Source organism: Alphaproteobacteria bacterium (assembly GCA_040905865.1).
In the GTDB taxonomy this organism is placed as follows: Bacteria; Pseudomonadota; Alphaproteobacteria; order UBA8366.
In genome coordinates, this window is record JBBDQU010000057.1 from 1 (window position 1) to 21,887 (window position 21,887).

General features: G+C 62.7%; 19 protein-coding genes and 1 tRNA gene. 12 read left to right on the top strand and 8 right to left on the bottom strand.

All coding sequences use genetic code 11. The features are described from left to right. Positions 1-85: 85 nt before the first annotated feature. Entirely contained in the window at positions 86-1,117 is a 1,032-nt protein-coding gene (locus WD767_12430; protein MEX2616893.1) for an LLM class flavin-dependent oxidoreductase, read from the top strand. Between the two features lie 4 nt (positions 1,118-1,121). On the opposite strand, the gene WD767_12435 is transcribed toward WD767_12430, so the two are convergent. Genes WD767_12435 through WD767_12445 form a run of 3 tightly spaced genes read right to left on the bottom strand, consistent with a single transcriptional unit; the run spans position 1,122 to position 4,647 of the window. Next, a complete protein-coding gene (locus WD767_12435) occupies positions 1,122-2,480 on the bottom strand; it encodes an LLM class flavin-dependent oxidoreductase (GenBank protein MEX2616894.1) in 1,359 nt (452 codons plus the stop codon). Between the two features lie 32 nt (positions 2,481-2,512). Continuing rightward, the gene (locus tag WD767_12440; GenBank protein ID MEX2616895.1) at positions 2,513-3,565 is read right to left on the bottom strand and encodes a ketopantoate reductase family protein; all 1,053 of its coding nucleotides are present in this window, start codon (positions 3,563-3,565) and stop codon (positions 2,513-2,515) included. A 29-nt stretch (positions 3,566-3,594) separates the two neighbouring features. Continuing rightward, positions 3,595-4,647 carry a 2-dehydropantoate 2-reductase gene (locus WD767_12445; GenBank protein ID MEX2616896.1) on the bottom strand — a complete coding sequence of 351 codons (1,053 nt, stop codon included), beginning with the start codon at positions 4,645-4,647 and terminating at the stop codon, positions 3,595-3,597. Positions 4,648-4,798: 151 nt separating this feature from the next. Between WD767_12445 and WD767_12450 the strand changes: the two genes are divergently transcribed. Beyond that, the gene (locus WD767_12450) at positions 4,799-5,692 is read left to right on the top strand and encodes a TauD/TfdA family dioxygenase (protein ID MEX2616897.1); all 894 of its coding nucleotides are present in this window, start codon (positions 4,799-4,801) and stop codon (positions 5,690-5,692) included. Positions 5,693-5,702: 10 nt separating this feature from the next. Continuing rightward, a complete protein-coding gene (locus WD767_12455) occupies positions 5,703-7,292 on the top strand; it encodes a carboxylesterase family protein (GenBank protein ID MEX2616898.1) in 1,590 nt (529 codons plus the stop codon). On the opposite strand, the gene WD767_12460 is transcribed toward WD767_12455, so the two are convergent. Next, positions 7,289-8,110, bottom strand: a complete 822-nt coding sequence (locus WD767_12460) for an alpha/beta hydrolase (GenBank protein MEX2616899.1) — start codon at positions 8,108-8,110, stop codon at positions 7,289-7,291. The genes WD767_12455 and WD767_12460 overlap by 4 nt on opposite strands. 462 nt (positions 8,111-8,572) lie before the next feature. Between WD767_12460 and leuA the strand changes: the two genes are divergently transcribed. After that, a complete protein-coding gene (leuA, locus tag WD767_12465) occupies positions 8,573-10,261 on the top strand; it encodes a 2-isopropylmalate synthase (protein MEX2616900.1) in 1,689 nt (562 codons plus the stop codon). A 164-nt stretch (positions 10,262-10,425) separates the two neighbouring features. Then, positions 10,426-11,769, top strand: a complete 1,344-nt coding sequence (locus WD767_12470; GenBank protein MEX2616901.1) for a TldD/PmbA family protein — start codon at positions 10,426-10,428, stop codon at positions 11,767-11,769. A gap of 6 nt (positions 11,770-11,775) precedes the next feature. Here WD767_12470 and WD767_12475 read toward each other — a convergent pair whose 3' ends face one another. From WD767_12475 to WD767_12485, 3 genes are all read right to left on the bottom strand, one after another. Next, on the bottom strand, positions 11,776-12,936 hold the full coding sequence (locus tag WD767_12475) for a hypothetical protein (GenBank protein MEX2616902.1): 1,161 nt from the start codon (positions 12,934-12,936) through the stop codon (positions 11,776-11,778). 193 nt (positions 12,937-13,129) lie between these two features. Further along, positions 13,130-13,203: transfer RNA gene (locus tag WD767_12480), tRNA-Gly, on the bottom strand. Positions 13,204-13,233: 30 nt separating this feature from the next. Then, on the bottom strand, positions 13,234-14,724 hold the full coding sequence (locus WD767_12485; protein ID MEX2616903.1) for a PLP-dependent aminotransferase family protein: 1,491 nt from the start codon (positions 14,722-14,724) through the stop codon (positions 13,234-13,236). Between the two features lie 202 nt (positions 14,725-14,926). Between WD767_12485 and WD767_12490 the strand changes: the two genes are divergently transcribed. The 7 genes from WD767_12490 to argE all read left to right on the top strand — a co-directional run bounded on the left by WD767_12490 (position 14,927) and on the right by argE (position 21,051). Beyond that, a complete protein-coding gene (locus WD767_12490) occupies positions 14,927-15,583 on the top strand; it encodes a pyridoxamine 5'-phosphate oxidase family protein (GenBank protein ID MEX2616904.1) in 657 nt (218 codons plus the stop codon). Between the two features lie 96 nt (positions 15,584-15,679). Then, on the top strand, positions 15,680-16,645 hold the full coding sequence (locus WD767_12495) for a radical SAM protein (GenBank protein MEX2616905.1): 966 nt from the start codon (positions 15,680-15,682) through the stop codon (positions 16,643-16,645). Positions 16,646-16,651: 6 nt separating this feature from the next. Next, positions 16,652-17,140 carry a MaoC family dehydratase gene (locus WD767_12500; protein ID MEX2616906.1) on the top strand — a complete coding sequence of 163 codons (489 nt, stop codon included), beginning with the start codon at positions 16,652-16,654 and terminating at the stop codon, positions 17,138-17,140. 116 nt (positions 17,141-17,256) lie between these two features. Continuing rightward, a complete protein-coding gene (gene apaG, locus WD767_12505; GenBank protein ID MEX2616907.1) occupies positions 17,257-17,649 on the top strand; it encodes a Co2+/Mg2+ efflux protein ApaG in 393 nt (130 codons plus the stop codon). A 68-nt stretch (positions 17,650-17,717) separates the two neighbouring features. Then, positions 17,718-18,326, top strand: coding sequence for a GTP cyclohydrolase I FolE (gene folE / locus WD767_12510; protein MEX2616908.1), 609 nt, complete (start codon positions 17,718-17,720; stop codon positions 18,324-18,326). Positions 18,327-18,416: 90 nt separating this feature from the next. Continuing rightward, entirely contained in the window at positions 18,417-19,865 is a 1,449-nt protein-coding gene (locus WD767_12515) for a TrkH family potassium uptake protein (protein ID MEX2616909.1), read from the top strand. Positions 19,866-19,887: 22 nt separating this feature from the next. Beyond that, positions 19,888-21,051: an acetylornithine deacetylase gene (gene argE / locus WD767_12520; protein MEX2616910.1), complete on the top strand. Its 1,164-nt coding sequence runs from the start codon at positions 19,888-19,890 to the stop codon at positions 21,049-21,051. A 13-nt stretch (positions 21,052-21,064) separates the two neighbouring features. Here argE and WD767_12525 read toward each other — a convergent pair. Then, positions 21,065-21,816 (bottom strand): IS5 family transposase gene (locus WD767_12525; protein ID MEX2616911.1). Its coding sequence is split into 2 segments (ribosomal slippage): positions 21,065-21,486 and positions 21,486-21,816, totalling 753 coding nucleotides; the frame shifts between segments, so codons are not numbered across the junction. Positions 21,817-21,887 lie beyond the last annotated feature (71 nt).

Below are 21,887 nucleotides of genomic sequence, written 5' to 3' on the forward strand. Positions count from 1 at the left end.
GCCTGCTCTCAAGCGGATAGGGGCCGTAACATTGCGTTTTTCCGCAGCCTGTTAAACAAAAATAAGTGCAAACAGGGATATATACATGAAATTCGGCGTGCTTCAGTTTTTCAGCTGGCCGGGCCGGCGGGTGCCATTGGCGACCATTTACGACCGGGCATTCCAGCGGACCAAAATCATGGACGAAACGGGATATGACGCGGTCTGGCTGGCGGAGCACCATTTCAGCACCTACAGCGTCTGCCCCTCCGTCCATGTCATGGGCACCCATATCGCCGCCCATACCAGTCGGTTGCGGATCGGCACGGCGGTGTCGCTGGCCGGTTTCTATCATCCGCTGCGGCTGGCGGAGGAAGTCGCCCTGCTGGACCACCTGTCCGGCGGCCGCGTGAACTGGGGCGCGGGACGCGGTTTCGACGCCAGCGAGCACAAGGTATTCGGCGTCGACCCGAAGGACAGTTACCCGAAATTCCGGGAAAATGTCGAAATCGTGCTGAAGGCATGGGGCAGCGACAAGTTCACCCATCACGGCGAATTCTGGAATTTCGACGATATCGAGGTGCTGCCCAAGCCGTTGCAGGACCCGATGCCGGTCTGGCTGGCCGCCGCGTCGAACGAAGCCATCGAATGGGCCGCCGAAAAGGGCTTCTCGATCATGATGAGCCCGCATGCCGGTTATTCCGACATCGCGGACAAGAAGGTTTTCTACCGGCAGACCCTGGAATCGGCGGGGCATAAATACGGCAGGCGCGACATCCCGGTCGCCCGCACCATCGCCCTGGCGGAAACCCAGGCGGAAGCGGAAGCGATCGGACGGCGCGGCGCGGAGTTCATGTTCGGCGCCTATCTGCGCAACAACCACCATATCCGGGGAAAGCCGGGCGACGCGACGGGCAAGACCCAGTCAAACGAAGCCCTGCTGGCGGCGGAAGCCGCCAACATGGACCCGGTCGAGCGCTATATCCGGCAGGTCGCGATCTGCGGCACGCCGGATAAAGCCGTCGATATCGTCCAGGAACTGCGGGAAACCATCCCGCTCGACTACCTGATGATCGCGCCGTTGAGCCACAGTTCGTTCACGCTGTTCACCGAGAAGGTGTTGCCGAAGTTTCTATAGAGGGTTATTCGGCCGCGGCGATATTCGTGCGCCACGAGCCGATGGCCGGTCGCGGCAGGCCCAGATGATCGCGCAATGTGGCGCCGGAGTAGTCCTTGCGGTACATGCCGCGTTTCTGCAGTTCCGGCACGACGTATTTCACGAAATCCTCGAAACTGCCCGGCTGGTGCGTCGGGCCGATGACGAAGCCGTCGCAGGCCGGCGCGCTGAACCATTCCTCCAGCATATCGGCGACTTCCTTCGGACCGCCCACCAGCGGATCCTGCAACAGCCCGCGCCCCGTGATCCGCATGAAATCCCGTGGCGTCGGATTCGTCACGCCGGTCGCCAGCACCCGGTCGCGCATCGCCTGCATTCCCTGGATGCCGGAAATTTCCGCGTCGGTGAACGGTTCGTCCAGCCCCTTGGTCGCAAAATCGAAATTCAGCGCCTCGGACAGCAACGACAACTGGTCCATGTCGTTCGGCAGCTTGTCGTATGCGGCCCGTTTGTCCTCGGCTTCCGCCAGCGTGGCGCCCATGACCGGGTACACCAGCGCGGCAATCTTCATCATGTCCGGGTCGCGCCCGACGGCGGCGGCGCCGGCCTTGAGCGACGCATAACTTTTTTTACCGATATCGATGGACGGGTAATGCACGAAGATCAGTTCGCCCCAGTTGGCCGCGAATTTCTGGCCGCGGCCACTCTGCCCGGCCTGGATGATCACAGGATGGCCCTGCGGCGTGCGCGGCACCGTGAACGGCCCGCGCGAGCTGAGGAACCTGCCCTTGTAGTCGAGCCGGTGAACCTTGTCCGGCTTTGCGTACACGTTGTTGGCCTTGTCGATGACGATGGCGTCGTCTTCCCAGCTGTCCCAATGGCCGAGGACGACTTCCATGAATTCGTCGGCGCGGTCATAGCGGGTATCGTGTTCGATGACCCCGTCGCGGCCCATGTTCAGCGCCTCGTTATCGTTCACCGAAGTCACGACGTTCCAGGCGGCGCGCCCCTTCGTCATCAGATCCACGGTCTGAAACACCCGGGCGACATGGAAGGGTTCGTAATAGGTCGTCGAATAGGTCGCGCCAAGGCCGAGCTTTTCCGTCACCGCCGCCATTGTCATCAGGCAGGCGATGGGATCCATCTTGATGCAGCGAATGCCGTTTTCGACCGTGTGGCCATGATCGCCGCCATACATGTCCGGCATCGCCAGCCGGTCGTCGAAAAAGGCCATGTCGAACTTGCCCGCCTCCAGCACGCGGGCGATATGCTGGTAATATTCGGGCGAAAACGAATCCGTCCGGGCGTCGGGATGGCGCCAGGCCGCTGGCAGGGTGGTGCAGTTCTGGGCCTGCATGAAGGCGATCAGGTGCATCTGGCGCATGTGTTTCGTCCTGTCAGCTCATCTCGCGTCGCCTAAAGATCCGCCAGCAAGCGCGGGTCGGCTTTCGCTTCACCCCGTTCGACTTTCTTTACAGCGGCAATCAGTCCTTCATTGACCGGCGTCGGTATACCGGTTTCGCGGCCCTTGGCGACGACAAGACCGTTCATGTAGTCGATTTCCGTCCGGCGGCCCTTGCGCATGTCCTGTCCCATCGACGGGGTGGCATTGGGATTGCCCTTGGATGCCTCGGCGATCAGCCCGTCATCGAGGATCTTGCGCGCTTCGGCGCTGCCCTTCACCGCCGCTTCATAAACGTCGGTCGTCACGCCCTTCATCTTTTCCAGCCTGAATCCGGAAGCCTTGCCGACCGCGATGGATTCCGCCGCCAGCTTGATCTTGACCATGCGCAGATGCGGGTCGGCGGCGATCGCCGCCGCGCCCAGCCCCGTGCTGGCCGCGACGCCATTGCCGCTGGCGTTGAGGCACAGCTTGGACCAGCGTTCGCCCCACAGATTGCCCGTCACCATCGCGCTGTCCGTGTACGCGCACAGTCGGGCGACCTCCTTTATCCGGTCGGTTTCCTCGCCATGCATTTCGCCGGCGCGGAACACAGTGTGCGAATTGCCGAGCAGCGGCACATTGCGGTTCACATGGGCGGGACCGCGCAGATCGACGGATATTTTGGCGGCGATGCAGCCGGTCACCTTTCCCCAGCCGGCGATCTTTGCAATGAGCTCCTCGTTCATGCAGTTCTGCAGCGAAACGATGAATCCCTGCGGCGCCAGATACGGCTTGATCAGATAGGTCGCCCATTCGGTGTCATAGGATTTGACGCAGATGAAGGCGATGTCGATGGGGTCCTGTTTGGACAGGGACTGTACGTCGCTCATGTGAATGGCGCGTACGGGTACGGTTTTCTCCTCCGCTTCCGTCACGCCCGTGAGGTGCAGCCCCTCGCGGTTCATCTTGTCCACATGCTCCGGCCAGCCATCGATGAAAACGACGTCTTCGCCATTCGCCGCCATATGGCCGCCGACCTGACAGCCGACCGCGCCGGCGCCGACTATTGCGATTTTCTTGCCCATGCTCTTTCCCCGCTTCGAAGCGTATCGCCTTACCAGTCGGCGATGTGTTTGACATCCGGCGTCAGCTCGCCGCGTTCGCATTTCTGAACGAGTTCGACGATCTTCGCGTTCAGTGGCGTCGGAATGCCGACTTCCTGTCCCTTCGCGACGACGAACCCGTTGATTTCCGCGATTTCGGTCTTGCGGCCCTTCTGCATGTCCTGCCCCATGGAGGGACGCTGCGCCTCGCCGCGGGTCTTCACCTCTTCCAGCAGGTGGTCCTCGATCCGCTGCAGGGCCGCCTTGTCGCCCTTCGCGGCCGCAACCCATTCTTCGGGATCGGTGCCCTTGCGCCGCTCCAGCTTGTACCCGAGCGCCTGACCGACCTCGATGGTCTCTGCCGCCTGTTTGATCTGCACCAGGCGCGCCTTGTCGTCCAGCGCCATGCCGTTGCCGCTCAGCCCCGTGCCGGCGGACAGCCCGTTATGGCTGGAATTGATGATCAGCTTGGACCAGCGTTCGCCCCACAGGTTGGAGGTCGTCTTCGCGCTGTCGGTATGACGCATCAATTCCGCCACCTGTTCGATCCGGTCCGTGATCCGGCCATGCTGTTCGCCGACGCGGAACACCGTGTAACTCTCGCCGCGGATCGGGACATTGCGCTGGATATGCGCCGGCGCTTCCAGCTCCGCGCTGATATTGCTGGCGATGCAGCCCACCACCCGGTGCGCCCCGACGACCGCGGAAATCCGCTCCTCGTTGATCGCGTTCTGCAGCGACACGATGAAACCCTGCGGCGTCAGGTAATCGCGGATCAGAGCCGCGGCAAACTGCGAATCGTAGGATTTGGTGGAAATGAAGGCGATGTCGAACGGGCCGTCCTTCGGCGTGTTCTGCACTTCGGTGATATTGATGGCCTTCACCGGAACGTCGAAGCTTTCCTGGCTGGTGACGCCCCGCAATTCGAGGCCGTCCGCATTCATCTTCGCCACATGCTGCGGCCAGGCGTCGATAAAGGTGACGTCCACCCCGTTTCGCGCCATGTGACCGGCGGCGTAACCGCCTACCGCGCCACAGCCGACCATCGCCACTCGTAAGCCCAAGGCATTTCCCCCCGATATCCGATTTTCAACCAGCTTAGTACGCGGTCATCGCCACTGGCAAATCATGTATCGCAACCGGGGCGCAACAGGATGCGCGCCTCCTGAAAAGCGTGCTAACGTTCCGGCGGAGAAATTTTGCGAGGGGAATATCATGACCCGGACCGCCGTCCAGAATAGCGTAGACAAGGGATATTCACGCATCCAGGTGGCGCCGATTGCCGGCGCGCTGGGCGCGGAAATCCAGGGTGTCGACCTTGCGGCGGGCATCGACGCGGAAACTTTTTCCGAAATCCGCCAGGCCTGGCTGGAACATAGCGTGGTCTTTTTCCGCGGCCAGAACCGCATGACGCCGGATGACCATCTGGCCTTCGCCAAACGGTTCGGCGATATCCATCGCCACCTGTTCAACAAGGCGATGAAAGGTTATCCGGAAATCACGGAATTGCTGAAACGGCCAGACCAGAAACTCAACAGCGGCGGCCGCTGGCATTCCGACCAGATGTACACGCCGCAACCCGCCAAGGCGACGATACTGCTTGCGCGCGAGGTGCCGAGCCATGGCGGCGACACGATGTTTTCCAGCATGTACAGGGCATATGAAACACTTTCGGACGGCATGAAGGCGATGCTGTCGGGATTGCGCGCAATCAGCAATGGCGACAACCGCAACAACCCCTCCGGCATGACCCGCCAGGAACGCGTGGCCGCCGGCATCGCCCAGATCGCGCAGATCGACCCCGGCGCGGCGCAGACCGTTTCCAGCCACCCGGTCATCCGCACCCATCCCGAAACCGGACGCAAGCTGCTTTATGTCGGCGGCCATACGGAACGGATCGACGGCTGGACGGAAGCGGAAAGCCGGCCGCTGCTGAAATATCTGCTGGACCATGCGGCGCGCCCCGAATTCGTCTGCCGCTTCCGCTGGACCGAAGGCGCGATGGCGCTGTGGGACAATCGCTGCACCCAGCATTTCGCGATCAACGATTATTTCGGCCGGCAGCGGCGCATGCACAAGATCATGGTCAAGGGCGACACGCCATTCTGAGGATTTCCGCATGGACACGATGACCGACGACGCCATTGCCGAAACCGCCACCGTGGAGACGTCGCAGGGCCGCCTGCGCGGCGCGCGAAAGGACGGCATTTTCAGCTTCAAGGGCGTCGCATATGGCGCGGCGACCGCCGGCGGCAACCGCTTCATGCCGCCCGCCGCGCCGCTATCATGGAGCGGCACCCGCGATGCGCTGGCCTATGGCCATCAGGCGCCACAGGACAATCGCGACCGGGCGCGGGAAATCAAGTGGATTCGCCCGACCGAACCCACCGGCGAGGACTGCCTTGTCCTCAACCTCTTCACCCCCGGCCTGAACGATGGCGGCAAGCGGCCGGTCATGGTGTACCTGCATGGCGGCGCCTACGCCTATGGCGGCGGCAGCGCCGCCGGAATCGACGGCACCAACCTGGCCAGGGCCGGCGACGTCGTGGTGGTGACCCTGAACCACCGGCTGAACGCCTTCGGCTATATCTATCTGGGCGACCGGGGCGACAGCCGCTTCGCCAGCGCCGGCAATGCGGGCATGCTGGACATGGTGGCGGCGCTGCGCTGGGTGCGGGACAACGTGGCTGTGTTTGGCGGCGACGCGGGCAATGTCACGATCTTCGGCCAGTCCGGCGGCGGGTCGAAGGTCGCGGTGCTGATGACCATGCCCGTCGCGAAGGGCCTGTTCCACAAGGCCATCATGCAGAGTTCGTCGTCGCATCTGCGCCTGTCGACCATGCAGACGGCGGGACATGCCGCGCATTGCCTGTATGAAGCGCTGGGCATTCCGGCGGGCGCCCCGGCGCCGCTGCAGCAGGTGCCGACGGAAAAGCTGCTGGCGGCATACAGAAAGGCCGTCGCGGCCCGCGGCGGCAATGACAGTTTCCGGCCGGTCGTCGACGGCAACCTGATCCGAAGCGATCCCTTCGATCCGCTGGAGCCGGGCTTCGCCGACGAGGTCCCGCTGCTGATCGGCAGCTGCGAGACGGAGCGGTCGTTTCAGGACGTCACCGCCGACCCGAAATCCCTGCCGATGACGGAGGAACAGCTTCTGGCCGCCGTGAAACGCTTCATGGGAATCGACGATGGGGCCGCGGCCGCGCTGGTCGCCGACTACCGCGCACGCCGCGACGGCATTACGCAACGCGATCTCTACAACGTGCTGTGCAGCGACCACATGTACCGCCGCAACACGGTCGAGGCGGCAAACCGCAAGGCCGCGCGCGGCAAGGCGCCCGTCTGGCTGTACGAGTTCACCTGGAAAGTGCCGGCGCTGGGCGGATCGCTGAAATCGCCGCACACGATGTGCATTCCGTTTGTATTCGGCACGACGCGGGCCGCCGAGCCCTTCACCGGCGCCGGCCCGCGCCAGGATGCCCTGACCCGGAAAACCATGGGCGCCTGGATCGCCTTTGCCCGCAGCGGCAACCCCAACCATGCGGACCTGCCGCAATGGGATACCTGGTCGGCGGAAACCCGGCCGACCATGGTATTCGACGACGACTGCCGGATCGAACGCCACTTCAAGCCCGAAGACCTGAAGGCCATCAACGCCTGCCCGCAATTCGTGTCGGACCGGCAATGGCCAATGCCGAACAGAAGTTAGGTAATCGGTTCACCAGCCAGATGCTTCAGCACGAGTCCGGCAACGATGTCCGGGTGGGTCAACGGCAGCATATGCGCCGTGTCCGGCACGGTGATCAGTTCGCAGTCCGGCAACGCCCCGGCGACGATCTCGACCATGCGGCCGTCGAACGAGGTCGCTTCTTCGCTCTTGATCGCCAGCGTCGGCACCGTGATCGTCGCCAGTTCCGTGGCCGGTGTCTGGTTCTTCATATTGGCCTTGAGGTTCGCAATATGACCCTGCGTCTTTTGCAGGAAATTATTGCGGGTGCGCTCCGAATAACCGTCCCAGCTGCCGGGACCGTTCCGGAAATCGAGAAACTCCTTCCAGGCATATTCCGGCCCGTGGGTTTCCACGCTCGACAGGAAGCCTTTTGACATCCGGTAGAGGTCGGCAAGGACTTCATCCTCACCCGCGTCCACCAGCAGGTTCAACAGCATGGGCTCTATGATGACAAAGCGCTTCACCACGCCCGGGTTCTGCAGGATATAGCGCAGCGCCGTAGCGCCGCCATAGGAATGGCCGACCATGTCGCAGCATTCGACCCCTGCATCCTCCAGCACCGCCCGCAGCAGCGCCGCCTGGTCTTCATGCGTCAGTGTATCCGGGTCGGGCCAGAAATCGGTCTTGCCGTGGCCGTACAGATCCGGGGTGATGACCCTGTATCGCGGCGTCAAATGCGGCAGCATGCCGCGCCATTGCGCACCGGAACTGCCCGCCGCGTGCAGCAGGACGAGGGCGTCTCCCGATCCTTCATCGCCGTAACCGACCGTCGCGCCATTCAACAGGAAATCGGGCATGGATGTACTCGCACTGGCTCCACGCGGCAGTGGTCCGCCGCGACAATTTCAAAGAAGGCCCCTTCATATACGCCGTTGCCGATACCGTCACGCGGAACATGGACCGATGCCATATCCGCGAATCCTTGACCCCGGCGCCCGGATTGCCTATTTTAACCGCATGGTTTCGTCGTCAATACAGGGATCGCAGCTACTGCGACTTACACACCCGGCCGCCTGATGCGCGCCGGGCCTTGTTGTATTTGCGTTTTCGCTTACCCTGTTGAAAGACCGAACCATGACGACCCAGAAATCTGATTCCGCCTTCCCGCATGTCCGTTGCGCGTGGTCCCTGTCACGACTTATCCGCGGCCGCCGGAGCTGAGCGGCGCCCGGCGGTTGTATCGACGCCGCAAACACTGACATTACCGGATTGAATGCCGCGCGCCGATCAGATGGCAGCGCGCAACGTGGAGAAGACAGATGACCAGTAATATGCCCTTCCATAAGTACCAGCCGTTCCGGCCTATCAGATTGCCGGACCGGCAATGGCCGAACCGGACCATCACCAAGGCGCCGAAGTGGTGCAGCGTCGATCTGCGCGACGGCAACCAGGCGCTGATCTCGCCGATGGACAGCGAACGCAAGCGCCGCATGTTCCTCACCCTGGTCAAGATGGGTTTCAAGGAAATCGAGGTCGGGTTTCCGGCCGCATCGCAAACCGATTTCGACTTCGTGCGTGTCCTGGTCGAGGAAAACCTGATCCCCGACGACGTGACCATCCAGGTGCTGACCCAGGCGCGCGAGGAATTGATCCGCCGGACATTCGACTCCATCGCAGGCGCCAAACGGGCCATCGTGCATTTGTACAATTCCACTTCCACGCTGCAGCGGCGGGTCGTGTTCGGGCTGGACAAGGCCGGCATCACGAAGATCGCCACGGATGGCGCGGAACTGATCAAGGAACTGGCCGCACAGACGGATACGGAAATCGTCTACGAATATTCACCGGAAAGCTTCACCGGGACGGAAATGGATTATGCCGTCGAAGTCTGCGAAGCGGTGATGGATGTCTACGAACCGACCCCGGAAAAGCGGATCATCCTGAACCTGCCGGCAACGGTGGAAATGTCCACGCCCAATATCTATGCCGACCAGATCGAATGGTTCCACCGCAACATCAGGAACCGGGATTGCGTCGAGCTCAGCCTGCACCCGCACAATGACCGGGGCACCGGCATCGCCGCGGCGGAACTGGGCGTCATGGCGGGCGCAGACCGGGTCGAGGGCACCCTGTTCGGCAATGGCGAGCGTACGGGTAATGTCGATATCATCGCGCTGGGCATGAACCTGTTCTCGCAGGGGGTCGATCCGGAGCTGGATATGTCGGACCTGAACAGCCTCGTCCGGGTCGCCGAGCACTGCAATCAGCTGCCGGTGCATCCGCGCCATCCCTGGGCCGGCGAACTGGTCTTCACCGCGTTTTCCGGATCGCACCAGGATGCGATCAAGAAAGGCATGACGGCCATCAAGGAAAGCAACAGCGGCATGTGGGAAGTCCCGTACCTGCCCATCGACCCGCAGGATGTCGGCAGCACCTATGAAGCGGTCATCCGCATCAACAGCCAGTCGGGCAAGGGCGGCGTGGCCTATATCCTGGAGCAGGATTACGGTTTCGAGCTGCCGAGGCGGCTGCAGATCGAGTTCAGCCAGGTTGTCCAGCAAATCACCGATACATCCGGCGATGAAATCATGTCACAGGATATCTGGAATGCTTTCCAGTCGGAATACCTGGACGCCAGGACACCGTTCGAATTTATCGACCACACGACGATTCCAGGCGCCCATGCCTCGGAAAGCCGGAACCTGACGGCGACGATCATTGCCGACGGCAAGGAGAAGACGATCAAGGGCAGGGGCAACGGGCCCATCGACGCCTATGTGAAGGCGTTCACGAATGATTGCGGCGTCGACTTTCGCGTCATCGACTATCGCGAACGCTCGATCGGGGCCGGTGCGGACGCCCGCGCCGTCGCCTATGTTGAAATCGAGACGCCGGAAGGCGCGATTTTCGGCGTCGGCGAAGACCCCAACATTGTCACCGCGTCCCTGAAGGCCGTCACCAGCGCCGTCAACCGGGCAATCCGGCACGACAAGGGCATAGCGCAATAGGCGGAGCCCGGCGGAGATCGATACCGGCCCGCCGTCCAATTGAATTCGGGCGGCGGGTTACCCGTTTTCAGGCCAGTTATCCCTCCAGACCCCGTTGCGGGGTGGTACGGGATGCCTCGTCCGCTTATAACTCGGCTTGGCAAAGCGCACCGGAGTAACTTCCCATGAATATCGAAGACGCCCGCTCGATGCTGGACGGCCTGCTATCCCGCGCCAGGGCGAAGGGCGCGGACGCGGCCGACGCCCTGATTGTGGACAGCACGTCCCTGTCCCATGCCGAACGGCTGGGAAAGACGGAGCAGCTGGAACGGTCCGAGGCGCGCGACCTGGGCATCCGTGTCTTCTTCGGCAAGCGGCAGGCCGTCGCATCGACCAATGACTGGGATACCGCGATGCTGGACGAACTCGTCGAGCGCGCCATCGCCATGGCGAAGGCGGTGCCGGAGGATCCCTTTTGCGGGATCGCCGACCCGGACCAGCTGTTCACGGGCACGCCGCAGGACCTGGATACGTTCGACCCCGCCGAGCCGACGCCGGAAGACCTGATCGCCCGGGCCCAGGCGGCCGAGGCGGCCGCCCGGGCCGTGCCCGGCGTCACCAACTCCGAAGGCGCCGAGGCATCGTGGAGTTCGAATGCGGTCATGCTGGCGTCCTCCAACGGCTTTTCGGGCCATTACGCGATATCGCGGCACGGCGTCGGCGTATCGGTCATCGCCGGCGAAGGCACCGCGATGGAGCGCGACTACGAATTCACCAGCACCGTTCACTGCAGCGACCTGGACGACCCGGCGGATGTCGGCCGCGCCGCCGGCGAGCGCGCGGTCAAACGACTCAACCCCCGCAAGGGACCGACGGTCCGGGTTCCGATCGTCTATGACCCGCGGGTCAGTCACGGGCTGATCGGTCATCTCGCCGGCGCCATAAACGGCGCCGCGATCGCGCGCGGCACCAGCTTTCTGAAGGATTCGCTGGGCAAGGCGATCTTCGCCAGCGGCGTTACGGTCACCGACGACCCGCATCGCCGCCGGGGCCTGCGCTCGAAGCCGTTCGACGCGGAAGGGTTGCCGAACGCGGCCATGAACCTGATCGACGGCGGCATTCTGACCAGCTGGATTCTCGATTTGCGCGCCGCCCGGCAGCTTGGGCTTAAAAGCACCGGCCGGGCCGCCCGGGGCGTTTCCGGCCCGCCGTCCCCCTCCACCACAAACCTGTACATGGCCCCCGGGACCGTCACGCCGGCCGAACTGATGGCGGATATCGAAAGCGGTTTCTATGTCACCGAATTGATGGGTTTCGGCATTGACGGCCTGACCGGCGACTACAGCCGGGGCGCAGCCGGATACTGGATCGAAAAGGGCGAAATCGCCTACCCGGTCAGTGAAATGACGATTGCCGGAAACCTGAAGGACATGTTCCTGAACCTGACCCCGGCCAACGACCTCGTCTTCCGCTACGGTTCGGACGCCCCGACCGTGCGGGTCGAAGGCATGACCGTCGCGGGTGAATAAGCGCCGTCAGCTCGTGGCCCAGGCCTTCTGTTCGACAATATCCTCGACGCCATACAGCATGTTCATGCCTTCAAACAGCTCGATGAACTGTTCATAGCGCAACTTGCTGCCATGCTGGTTCACGTACATGTTCCACAGGTTCACCGCATGGGTCGCGACAGAGACATGCGCGGCCAAGCTCAGATATGAATTTTCCGCATTTCCCAGGAATTCGATGAATTTCTGCGGTTTGTCTTCGTCGACAAAGGTGTCGTAGCTCTGGTCGTATTCCTTGAGAACGGCATTCGCCGCGATAAAACCGTTCCGCATCTTTTTGCGCAGAACGCCGCGCCGCATCCTGATCTTGCGCAATTCCTCGGGCAGCAGCCGCATGGAGTCTATCGGGAAGCAGGTCTCATCCCCGCCCACCCATTGGAATACCTTTTTCAGGTCGCCGATCAGTTCGTTGAACCGGACCTGATAGTAACAGACGGCCTTCCAGGCAAAAAAGACGGATGGCGCCATTTCGGGCGCGATCTGCATCGCCTTGATGAACGATTCGATGCCATCGACGTCCTTCGCCAGCCATATCTTCATCAGGAACCGCTCGACATGCGCCTCGCGCACCCGGCTGTCGCCCGACTTGTCCAGCGACCCGAGCGCCCTGGTCACGAGTTTGTTAATCTTTTCCCGGATCGGCCCCCGGATTTTCTCCCACTCGTCCTGTGTTATGGCCAGATAGCGTTCGTGGAACCTGTCCTCCATATCGAGCTGTTCGGACTTGCTGCGCAACAGGAAGGGGTCGAGGCTGTGCATGCTCTCAAACAGTTTGAGAACGGGCATGTCCTTGTTGATCCGCTCGATGAGTTCCTGCGATCCTTCGCCCTGGGCCAATTTCTGTGCGAGCGACGTCACGAAATACCTGTCGTTGAGATTTATGGATTCGCCGCCGTCATAGACGTTTTCGAAGTCATAGGGAAAATAGACCAGGGTCGAGACGGTCATGTTGCCCGTCGCGTCCGCTCCGGCGCTTTCATAGCGCTTCAGAATGACCGATTTATTCAGGATGTCGTTTTCGAACAGCCGCCCGACGGGATCGTTATCCGTAATGGTGCCGCCGATCGCGTAACAATCCAGCGCGACGGAACGGCCCGACTCAATCACGTTGCGAAGCTGTGAACGGTTCATGCATACCTGCGGGATAAGGGGCGTTGCGGCCGGTTTCGACAGAAACCTCAATATTCCTGACGCAAACTATCGGCGAAACTGCTTTCGACATCGTTAATTTTGGTTCACACATCGGGTAAATGCAATAAACGTTTACCATGGGTCGCCGCGCATTCGGCGGGGTAGAGCGATCTGATGGGGTAAGGTGCGGCCTTGGAGCGGGTGAAGGGAGTCGAACCCTCGTCGTAAGCTTGGGAAGCTTCTGCTCTACCGTTGAGCTACACCCGCATCGCCGTATCGGCTTTATAAGCCAGGGATTCATATCCCGGCAAGCACCTCTGCGATACGGGCGACGCCGGACCTGATTTCCGGTTCCGTCACGCCGGCATAGCCCAGCAACAGGCCCCGGCGGTCCGGCGCGCCGTGGTAATAGGCCGACAGCGGCGGCGCGATGACGCCGGCCGCCGCGATCCGCCGCGATACCAGTACGTCGTCGCAATCATCCGGCAGGAGACCCACAAGATGCATTCCGGTGTCATGCGGCGCCAGATCCAGCAATCCGGGCGGAAACGACGACAGCATGACCGCCTGGCGTTCCGCATAAAGCGCCCGCATCCGCCGGATATGCGCCGTCAGGTACCCGTCGGCGATAAAATCCGCCAGCGCCGCCTGCGGCACGGAGGAGGGATGCGAGTCCAGCAGGATACGGATCGCGCGGAAGGCGCCGACCAGCGGTTTGGGGACGACGATGTAACCGATGCGCAGACCGGGGAACATGACCTTGCTGAACGATCCGACATACAGGATGCGGCCGTCCTCATCCAGCCCCTGCATGGCGGCGAGCGGGCGGCCCGCATACCGGTATTCGCTGTCGTAATCGTCTTCCAGAATGAAGGCGTTCGCCGAACGCGCCCAGTCCAGCAGTTCCAGCCGCCGCCGCAGCGTCATGGTCACGCCAAGCGGGTACTGGTGCGACGGCGACACGAACGCCATCCGGGCGGCGGGCGACATCTCCCGACCCTGCGCCACGACAATGCCTTCGCCATCGACGGGCACCGGCACCGGCACGGCGCCGGCGGCGACCAGCGCCCCGCTGGCGCCGCCGAATCCGGGCTCCTCCATCCAGACCTCGTCGCCGGGCTCCAGCAGCGCCCGCGCCGCCAGATCGACCGCCTGCTGCGCGCCGGAAACAATCAGGATCTGGTCCGGGTCGCAGGATACCGCCCGCGCGGCGCCGAGATACTGCGCCAGCGCCTCCCGCAGGGGCCGATATCCTGACGGATCGCCGCCGACGAGAAACGACCGCGGCGGATTGCGCCACCGGCGCGCCAGCAGCCGGGCCCAGTCATCGAAGGGGAACGCCGCGAGCTCCGGCAGGCCGGGCGAAAAGGGCTGCGGCACCCGCCCGCCCGCTTCGTGCAGGGCCGCCAGCGCGGCGCCGCGCGCCGACAGGGAGGGCTGTCCGGCCCGATTCGCCGCTTGCCGGCGGGCCGTCGCCCGCCGGGCATTGAGCAGCGCTTCCGGCAGCACCCCGGAAACATAGGATCCGGCGCCGATCCGGCCGTCGAGATACCCTTCCGCCAGTAGCTGTTCATAGGCCGAAACGACCGTATTGCGGGACAGGCCAAGGTCCTGCGCCAGCGACCGCGTGGCTGGCAGCCGCGCCCCCGACGCCAGCCTTCCTGAAAGGATGGCTTCCCGGATGGCGAAGTAGAGCTGCCGGTACAGCGGCATGGTGCTTTCCGGATCCAGGGATATTGCCGCCAGATGCGCCGCACTGGACCGCCTTGGTGAAATTCTCGCTGACATCGAACCGGTCTTCCGCGTCGTCCCGCCGACGCTCCATACGCCGGAATTGTATCTGTCTGAAGGGCCATTTTCACCCTGTCGCCGGGACCAATACGGGACCAATATAAGGCAAGGATTGGCCCTTTCATATCGGGGGAATTGGCCCTTCTACCAACCCAATCGAGATGCTACCCCGTGGCCGGCATAAATCAGGAGGCGAAAAATGGCGGACTTTCCCGTTACCGAGCGGAACCGGGTCAGGCGGATGCACCAGCGCGGGCAATACGACCGCGCCACCGTCCATGCGATCCTGGACGAAGGGCTGATCTGCCATGTCGGTTATGTCATCGACGGGCAGCCCTATGTGATCCCGACCGCATTCTGGCGTGAAGGAGACCATGTTTACCTGCATGGTTCGGCGGCGAGCCGCACCATGCGGGCCGGCAGGCAGGGCCTGGAAATCAGCCTGGCGGTCACCCTGCTGGACGGGCTGGTGCTGGCGCGTTCCGGCTTCCACCATTCGCTCAATTACCGCTCCGTCATCATGTACGGCATAGCGACAGCCATCGACGAACCGGAAGCGAAGCGCGCGGCGCTGGACCGGTTCATGGACCGCATCGCCCCAGGCCGCGTCGCCGAATGCCGGCCCATAACGGATCAGGAACTGAAGGCGACCACGGTCCTGTCGCTGCCGCTGGACGACGTCGCCGCCAAGGTGCGCACCGGCCCGCCCGTGGATGACGAAGCGGATTACGCGCTGCCGGTCTGGGCCGGTATCGTGCCGATCCGGCAGGTCGCCGACGCCGCCATTCCGGATCCCCGGCTGCCGGCAGGAACCCCCGTGCCGGACTACGCCACCCGTTTCAGCTTCCGGCGGTAGCAGCGCGCTCACGGCGAAGTTAGTTGAATGCCTCGCAGGGGCTCTTTATGTCTTTCGGATGAAACATTTATTCCTTTGCCCTGCCTTGAGGCTTCGATGAGCGACGCGACCGCCCAGACCCGGGTATTCCCGGCAATGGCAAAATTCAGCGACCCGGATGTCACGGCGGATGGCCAAATCCGCGCCGCAGTCGGACTCGACCGGCTGGAAACGCTGTGGTTCAACACCGGTACCCTGTGTAACCTGACCTGTGCGAACTGCTACATCGAGTCCAGCCCGAAGAATGATCGGCTCGCCTATATAACAACCGGTGAGGTCCGGCAGTATCTTGCGGAAATCGCCGAACGGGGCCTGCCGGTAAAAGAGATCGCCTTTACCGGCGGGGAACCGTTCATGAATCCGGAAATCATTGCGATCCTCGACCTCGCCCTGTCCGCCGGGTTCCGTACCCTTGTCCTGACCAACGCCATGCGGCCCATGATGAAATGCGCCGACGGTATCCTGGACCTGCACGAACGTTTCGGCGGCCGCCTGACCCTGCGCGTGTCGCTGGACCATTACCAGCCGTCCAAACATGACACGCTGCGCGGCGAGCGTAGCTGGGACCGGACGATACCCGGCCTGCGGTTCCTGACCGAACACGGCATCACGACCCATATCGCGGGCCGGACCTGCTGGGAGGAAAGCACCGAGGGGTTGCGCACCGGATTTGCGGCGGCGTTCCGGGAACTGGGCCTCCCCATCGACGCTTCGGACCCCGTCGAGCTCGTGCTCTTTCCCGAAATGGACGAACATGCGGATGTCCCGGAAATTACCGAGCATTGCTGGGGAATCCTGGGCATTGCGCCATCGGACATCATGTGCGCAACGTCGCGCATGGTGGTGAAGCGCAAGGGCGCCGACCGGCCCGTCGTTCTGCCCTGCACGCTTCTGCCGTATGACCGGGAATTCGAAATGGGGCATACGCTCGAAGCCGCGTCCCGCGCGGTCAAGCTGAACCATCCCCATTGCGCCAAGTTCTGCGTCCTGGGCGGCGGATCCTGCAGCGTCACGGAGGCGTAGGCCATCATGTCCGATAAGCCGTTTTCGCCCGAGGGGCATGTCAAGCTGCGGTCGCTGTATTTCGACGAACTCGAACTCGGCCGGCGGTTCTATATTGCGTCCCGAACCATGACGAGCGGGTTGTTCGCCGCCTTCCAGACCGCATCCGGCGACAACCACCCGATCCACTACGATGCCGAGTACTGCCGCCGCCACGGGCATCCGGACCTGCTGGCGCACGGTTTCCAGATTCTGATCCAGTCCGCCGCCGGCGCGGGCGATTTTCCCCATGTCGTCGGCGATTCCCTGATCGGCTTCCTGGAACAGTCCTCGCGGTTTCTCAAGCCGGTCTATCTGAACGATACGCTGTATCCGATGCTGATCATCGCCGCACTGACGCCGCAGCGCACGACCGGAGTCGTCACGGTTGCCTCCACGATCCACAACCAGCGCAGCGAACTGGTCATGGAAGGCGAACAGAAGTATCTTCTGCGCAAGAGCAGGATGGAAACCTGAGGCCGGTTCCGGCGTTTAGCCTTCCGGGGCATGCGGTCTGGCGGCGGCGGACACTCTGGACTATGGTCCGGTGTGCCATAATATTATCCCAAAGGTGTCCAGCGGCGAGGTTCGGCATGTATGAAGCAGTCACAAAGGATATCAGGGTAACGGTCACGCCGTTCTACCTGGAAGAACAGTCATCGCCGCTCGAGAACCACTATGTCTGGGCATATCAGGTCCATATCGAGAATTGCGGCACAGAAACGGTCCAGCTTCGCAACCGGTCATGGCGCATCACGGACGCGGCCGGAAAGCTGATGGAAGTGGACGGTCCCGGCGTCGTCGGCGAACAGCCGGTACTCAAACCGGGCGAAAATTTCGAATATACCAGCGGCACGCCGCTCACCACGCCTTCGGGCATCATGGTCGGCAGTTATGAGATGGAAGCGGCGGATGGCAGTTTCTTTGACGTGGCCATCCCGGCCTTTTCGCTCGACAGTCCGCACCAGCCAGTCCGGCTGAATTAGGGCTGCCCCCGCGCCGCCCTGCATGGGAGAACGATGTGAACGCACCTGAAGGCCATACCCTCGACAAACTGACCGGCGATTCCAGAGAAGAGGGAACGCCGAGCCGCGCCGAAGCGGAAGCCGCTGTCCGTGTCCTGTTGCGATGGGCCGGCGACGACCCGGACCGCGAAGGGCTGCGCGACACGCCCGCCCGCGTGGTGAAATCCTACGAGGAGTTTTTCGCCGGTTACGCCGTGGACCCGAAGGAACTGCTGGAGCGCACCTTCGAGGAAACCGAAGGATATGACGAACTGGTCGTCCTGAAGGATATCCGGTTCGAATCCCATTGCGAGCATCATATGGTGCCCGTCATCGGCAGGGCCCATATCGGCTATCTGCCGGACCGCCGCGTTATCGGCATCAGCAAATTGGCCCGGGTCATCGACGCCTTCGCCAAGCGGTTGCAGATCCAGGAGAAACTGACCTCGCAGATCGCCAATATCATCGACGAGGTCCTCGCGCCGCGCGGCGTCGCCGTTGTCATCGAGGCGCAGCATGAGTGCATGACGACGAGGGGCGTGCACAAGACCGGCGTCTCCATGGTGACCAGCCGGATGCTGGGGCAGTTGCGCGACGATGCGACAACCCGGCGGGAATTCCTGGCGATTATCGGCAACCCCGCCTCGCGCGGCGGCTGAGACAGGGTTTCCGTTCCGCCAATCTGACTGCTGGACAAACGGGGTCGGCAACCGGATTATCCGGCCGGTCGCCACTACTGGTGAGAACCGTTGATCGATTTCCGACCCGTCCTGTTCGTCATCGGGATCCTTGTATCCACGATCGCCGTCGCGATGTTCGTCCCGGCCGCGGCCGATATTGCGGTCGGCAATGACGAATGGCAGGTTTTCGCCGGCGCCGCCGCGCTGACCCTTTTCATCGGCATCATGATGGTGGTCATGAACCGCAGCGAGCGGCGCAATCTCTCGCTGCGCCAGGCCTTCGTCCTGACCACGCTCAGCTGGCTGGTGATGCCCGCCGTCGCCGCCCTGCCGCTGTATTTCGGCAATATGGGGCTGAGCTACACCGATGCCTTTTTCGAGGCGATGAGCGGGCTGACGACGACCGGCTCCACCGTTCTGGTCGGGCTGGATTACAGCATGCCCGGCATGCTGCTGTGGCGTGCGCTGCTGCAATGGCTGGGCGGCATCGGCATCATCGCCATGGCGGTCGCCGTGCTGCCGCTGCTGCAGGTCGGCGGCATGCAGCTGTTCCGCATGGAATCCTCCGACACCTCCGACAAGGTCATGCCGCGGGCGGCGCAGATCGTCACCGGCATCACCGTGATCTATGTCCTCCTGACCCTGACCTGCGCCCTGCTGTACTGGAGTTTCGGCATGACCGGCTTCGACGCCGTCGCCCATGCCATGACCACCATCGCGACCGGCGGGTTTTCCACCCATGACGCCTCCATCGGTTTCTTCCGCGACTCCCGGATCGACCTGACCGCGACCCTGTTCATGATCATCGGCAGCCTGCCCTTCGTGCTTTATCTGCAGGCGCTGCGTGGCCGGCCCGGCAACCTGCTGGCGGACAGCCAGGTTCGCTGGTTCCTGACCATCGTCGCGCTGGCCATCGGCGCCGTGTCATTCTGGCTGCGGGACAACAGCGATTCGGCAACCCTGCATCTCGTGCGGGACGCCGCGTTCAACGTCGTCTCGATCATTACCGGTACGGGCTATTCGAGCACCGATTTCAACGCGTGGGGAACCTTCCCGTCCACCATTCTGTTCTTCCTGATGTTCGTCGGCGGCTGCGCCGGATCGACCTCCTGCGGCATGAAGGTGTTCCGATTCCAGGTTCTGCACGCCACGGCCCTGGCCCAGTTACGGCGCCTGCTGCAGCCGCACGGCGTGTTCATCCCCTATTTCAACAATCGCGCCATCCCGGAGGACGTCACCATCTCCGTACTCGGTTTCTTCTTCCTCTACGGCATCGCCTTTGCGCTGCTCGCCATCGGGCTGGGCCTGTGCGGGCTGGACTTCATCACCGCGACCTCCGGCGCCGCGACGGCGATCTCCAATGTCGGGCCGGGCCTCGGGCCCGTCATCGGCCCCGCCGGAACCTTCGCCCCCCTGCCGGACGCCGCCAAGTGGCTGCTGTCCTTCGGCATGCTGCTGGGCCGACTTGAGCTGTTCACGGTGCTGGTCCTCTTCCTGCCCTCGTTCTGGCGCAACTGAAACCCCGTATCGCGGAGCCGTCATGACCTCGATTGAGATGATCCATGCGCTGGTCGGATTCGACACGACCTCGGCCAGATCCAACCTGCCAATGATCGATTACGTCCGCGACTACCTGGCCGGGCACGGAGTCGAATCCCGCTATATCCGCAGCGCCGACGGCGCCAAGGCGAACCTCTGGGCCACGGTCGGCCCGGATATCCCCGGCGGCATCGTGCTCAGCGGCCACACCGATGTGGTGCCGGTCACCGGCCAGAACTGGGACAGCGACCCGTTCACCGTCGTCGCAAGGGACGACCGGCTGTACGGCCGCGGCGTCGCCGATATGAAAAGCTTCATCGCCATCGCGCTCGCCCTCGTTCCGGACATGCTCAGCCGTCCGCTGGCCCGGCCGATCCATTTCGCCCTCACCCATGACGAGGAAGTGGGCTGCCTCGGCGCGCCGCGCCTGATTGCCGACGTGGTCGAAAACCTGCCCCGGCCGGCTGCCGTCATTATCGGCGAACCGACCGAAATGAAAATCGTCGATGCGCACAAGGGCATCACCGCCTTCACCACCACGGTGACGGGGCATGAGGCCCATTCCAGCCTGACCCATCGCGGCGTCAACGCGGTCATGCAGGCCGGCAGGCTGATCGCCTTTCTGTCCGACCTGGCGGAAGAAAAGGCCGCCGGCGCCGACCCCGCAAGCCGCTTCGACCCGCCCTATTCGACCATCCATGTCGGCATCGTGCAGGGCGGTACCGCGCTGAACATCGTCGCCCGCGAATGTGCCTTCAAATGGGAAATCCGATCAGTTCCCGGCGACGACCCGGAAGATACGCTGGCCCGGTTCGAGCGCTATTACGAACGCGAACTGGTCCCGAAGATGCAGGCCACCGCCCCCGAAACCGGCATCGCCACCCGGCGCGGCGTCACCGTCCCGTCGCTGGAACCCGATCCGGATTCCCCGGCCGAGGTGCTGGTCCGCGAACTGACCGGCAACAACGCGACCCACGCGGTTTCCTATGCCACCGAGGGCGGCCAGTACCAGCGCGCCGGGCTGCCCGCCATCGTCTGCGGCCCCGGCAACATCGCCCAGGCCCATGCGCCGAACGAATGGATCAGCCTGGAACAGGTGAAGGCGGGCGAGGCGTTCACGCGGCGGCTGATCGCGAAATGCCGGGAGGTATCGACCTCGCTTTAGGGTCTGTTGAGATTCATCGTGAGTTGATGACAGCGGAGCAGAGTTGGATCAAGGCTGTAAAGCTCTGATCGGTTTTGCAAGCTCTCATGGCGATGCGTTTGAACTCTTTGAGTTTACAAAAGAAGTTTTCTATGAGATGCCGCCACTTGTACATTTCCAGATCGATGTTGATGGGGTTGATCCGTTGCGGCCTCTGTGAGATCACGACTTTCGCTCCGCGTTGGTTGAGTTCCTCGATGATCCAGTTGGCGTCGAACGCCTTGTCACCCAGAAAGGCGTCGAACGCGATGCCTTCAATGAGCGGGGCCACGCCGATGGTGTCATAGCGATTTCCCGGCAGCAACTCGAAGCGCACGAGGTTTCCCAAGGCATCACAAAGCGCGAGAATCTTGGTCGTCCAGCCCCCCTTGGACTTGCCTATAGCCTGATTTTGAGTCCCCCTTTTGCGCCGTGGCCGTGACGGTGAACCTTGACGATTGTGGCATCGACCATGGCGTATTCCATGTCCGGATCGCCCGACAATGCCGCGAAAATACGCGCAAAAACGTCTGCTTTGACCCAGTCACGATATCGCCGGAATGCCGTGTTCCACTTGCCGAATTCGCGAGGCAGGTCACGCCAGGGGCTCCCTGTTCGGGCAATCCACAATACACCCTCGATGAACATGCGGTTGTCGGTCCCGCTGCGACCCGGATCACCCGGTTTTCCGAGGCAAAGCGGCTCAATCAGCGACCATTGGCGATCCGTCAGGCAGAGGCGTGTCATTCGAGGCTCCCTTCAAGGAGCTTGAATCACAATTTCTCCCGCAGGGGAATCCTGAATCTCAACAGGCCCTA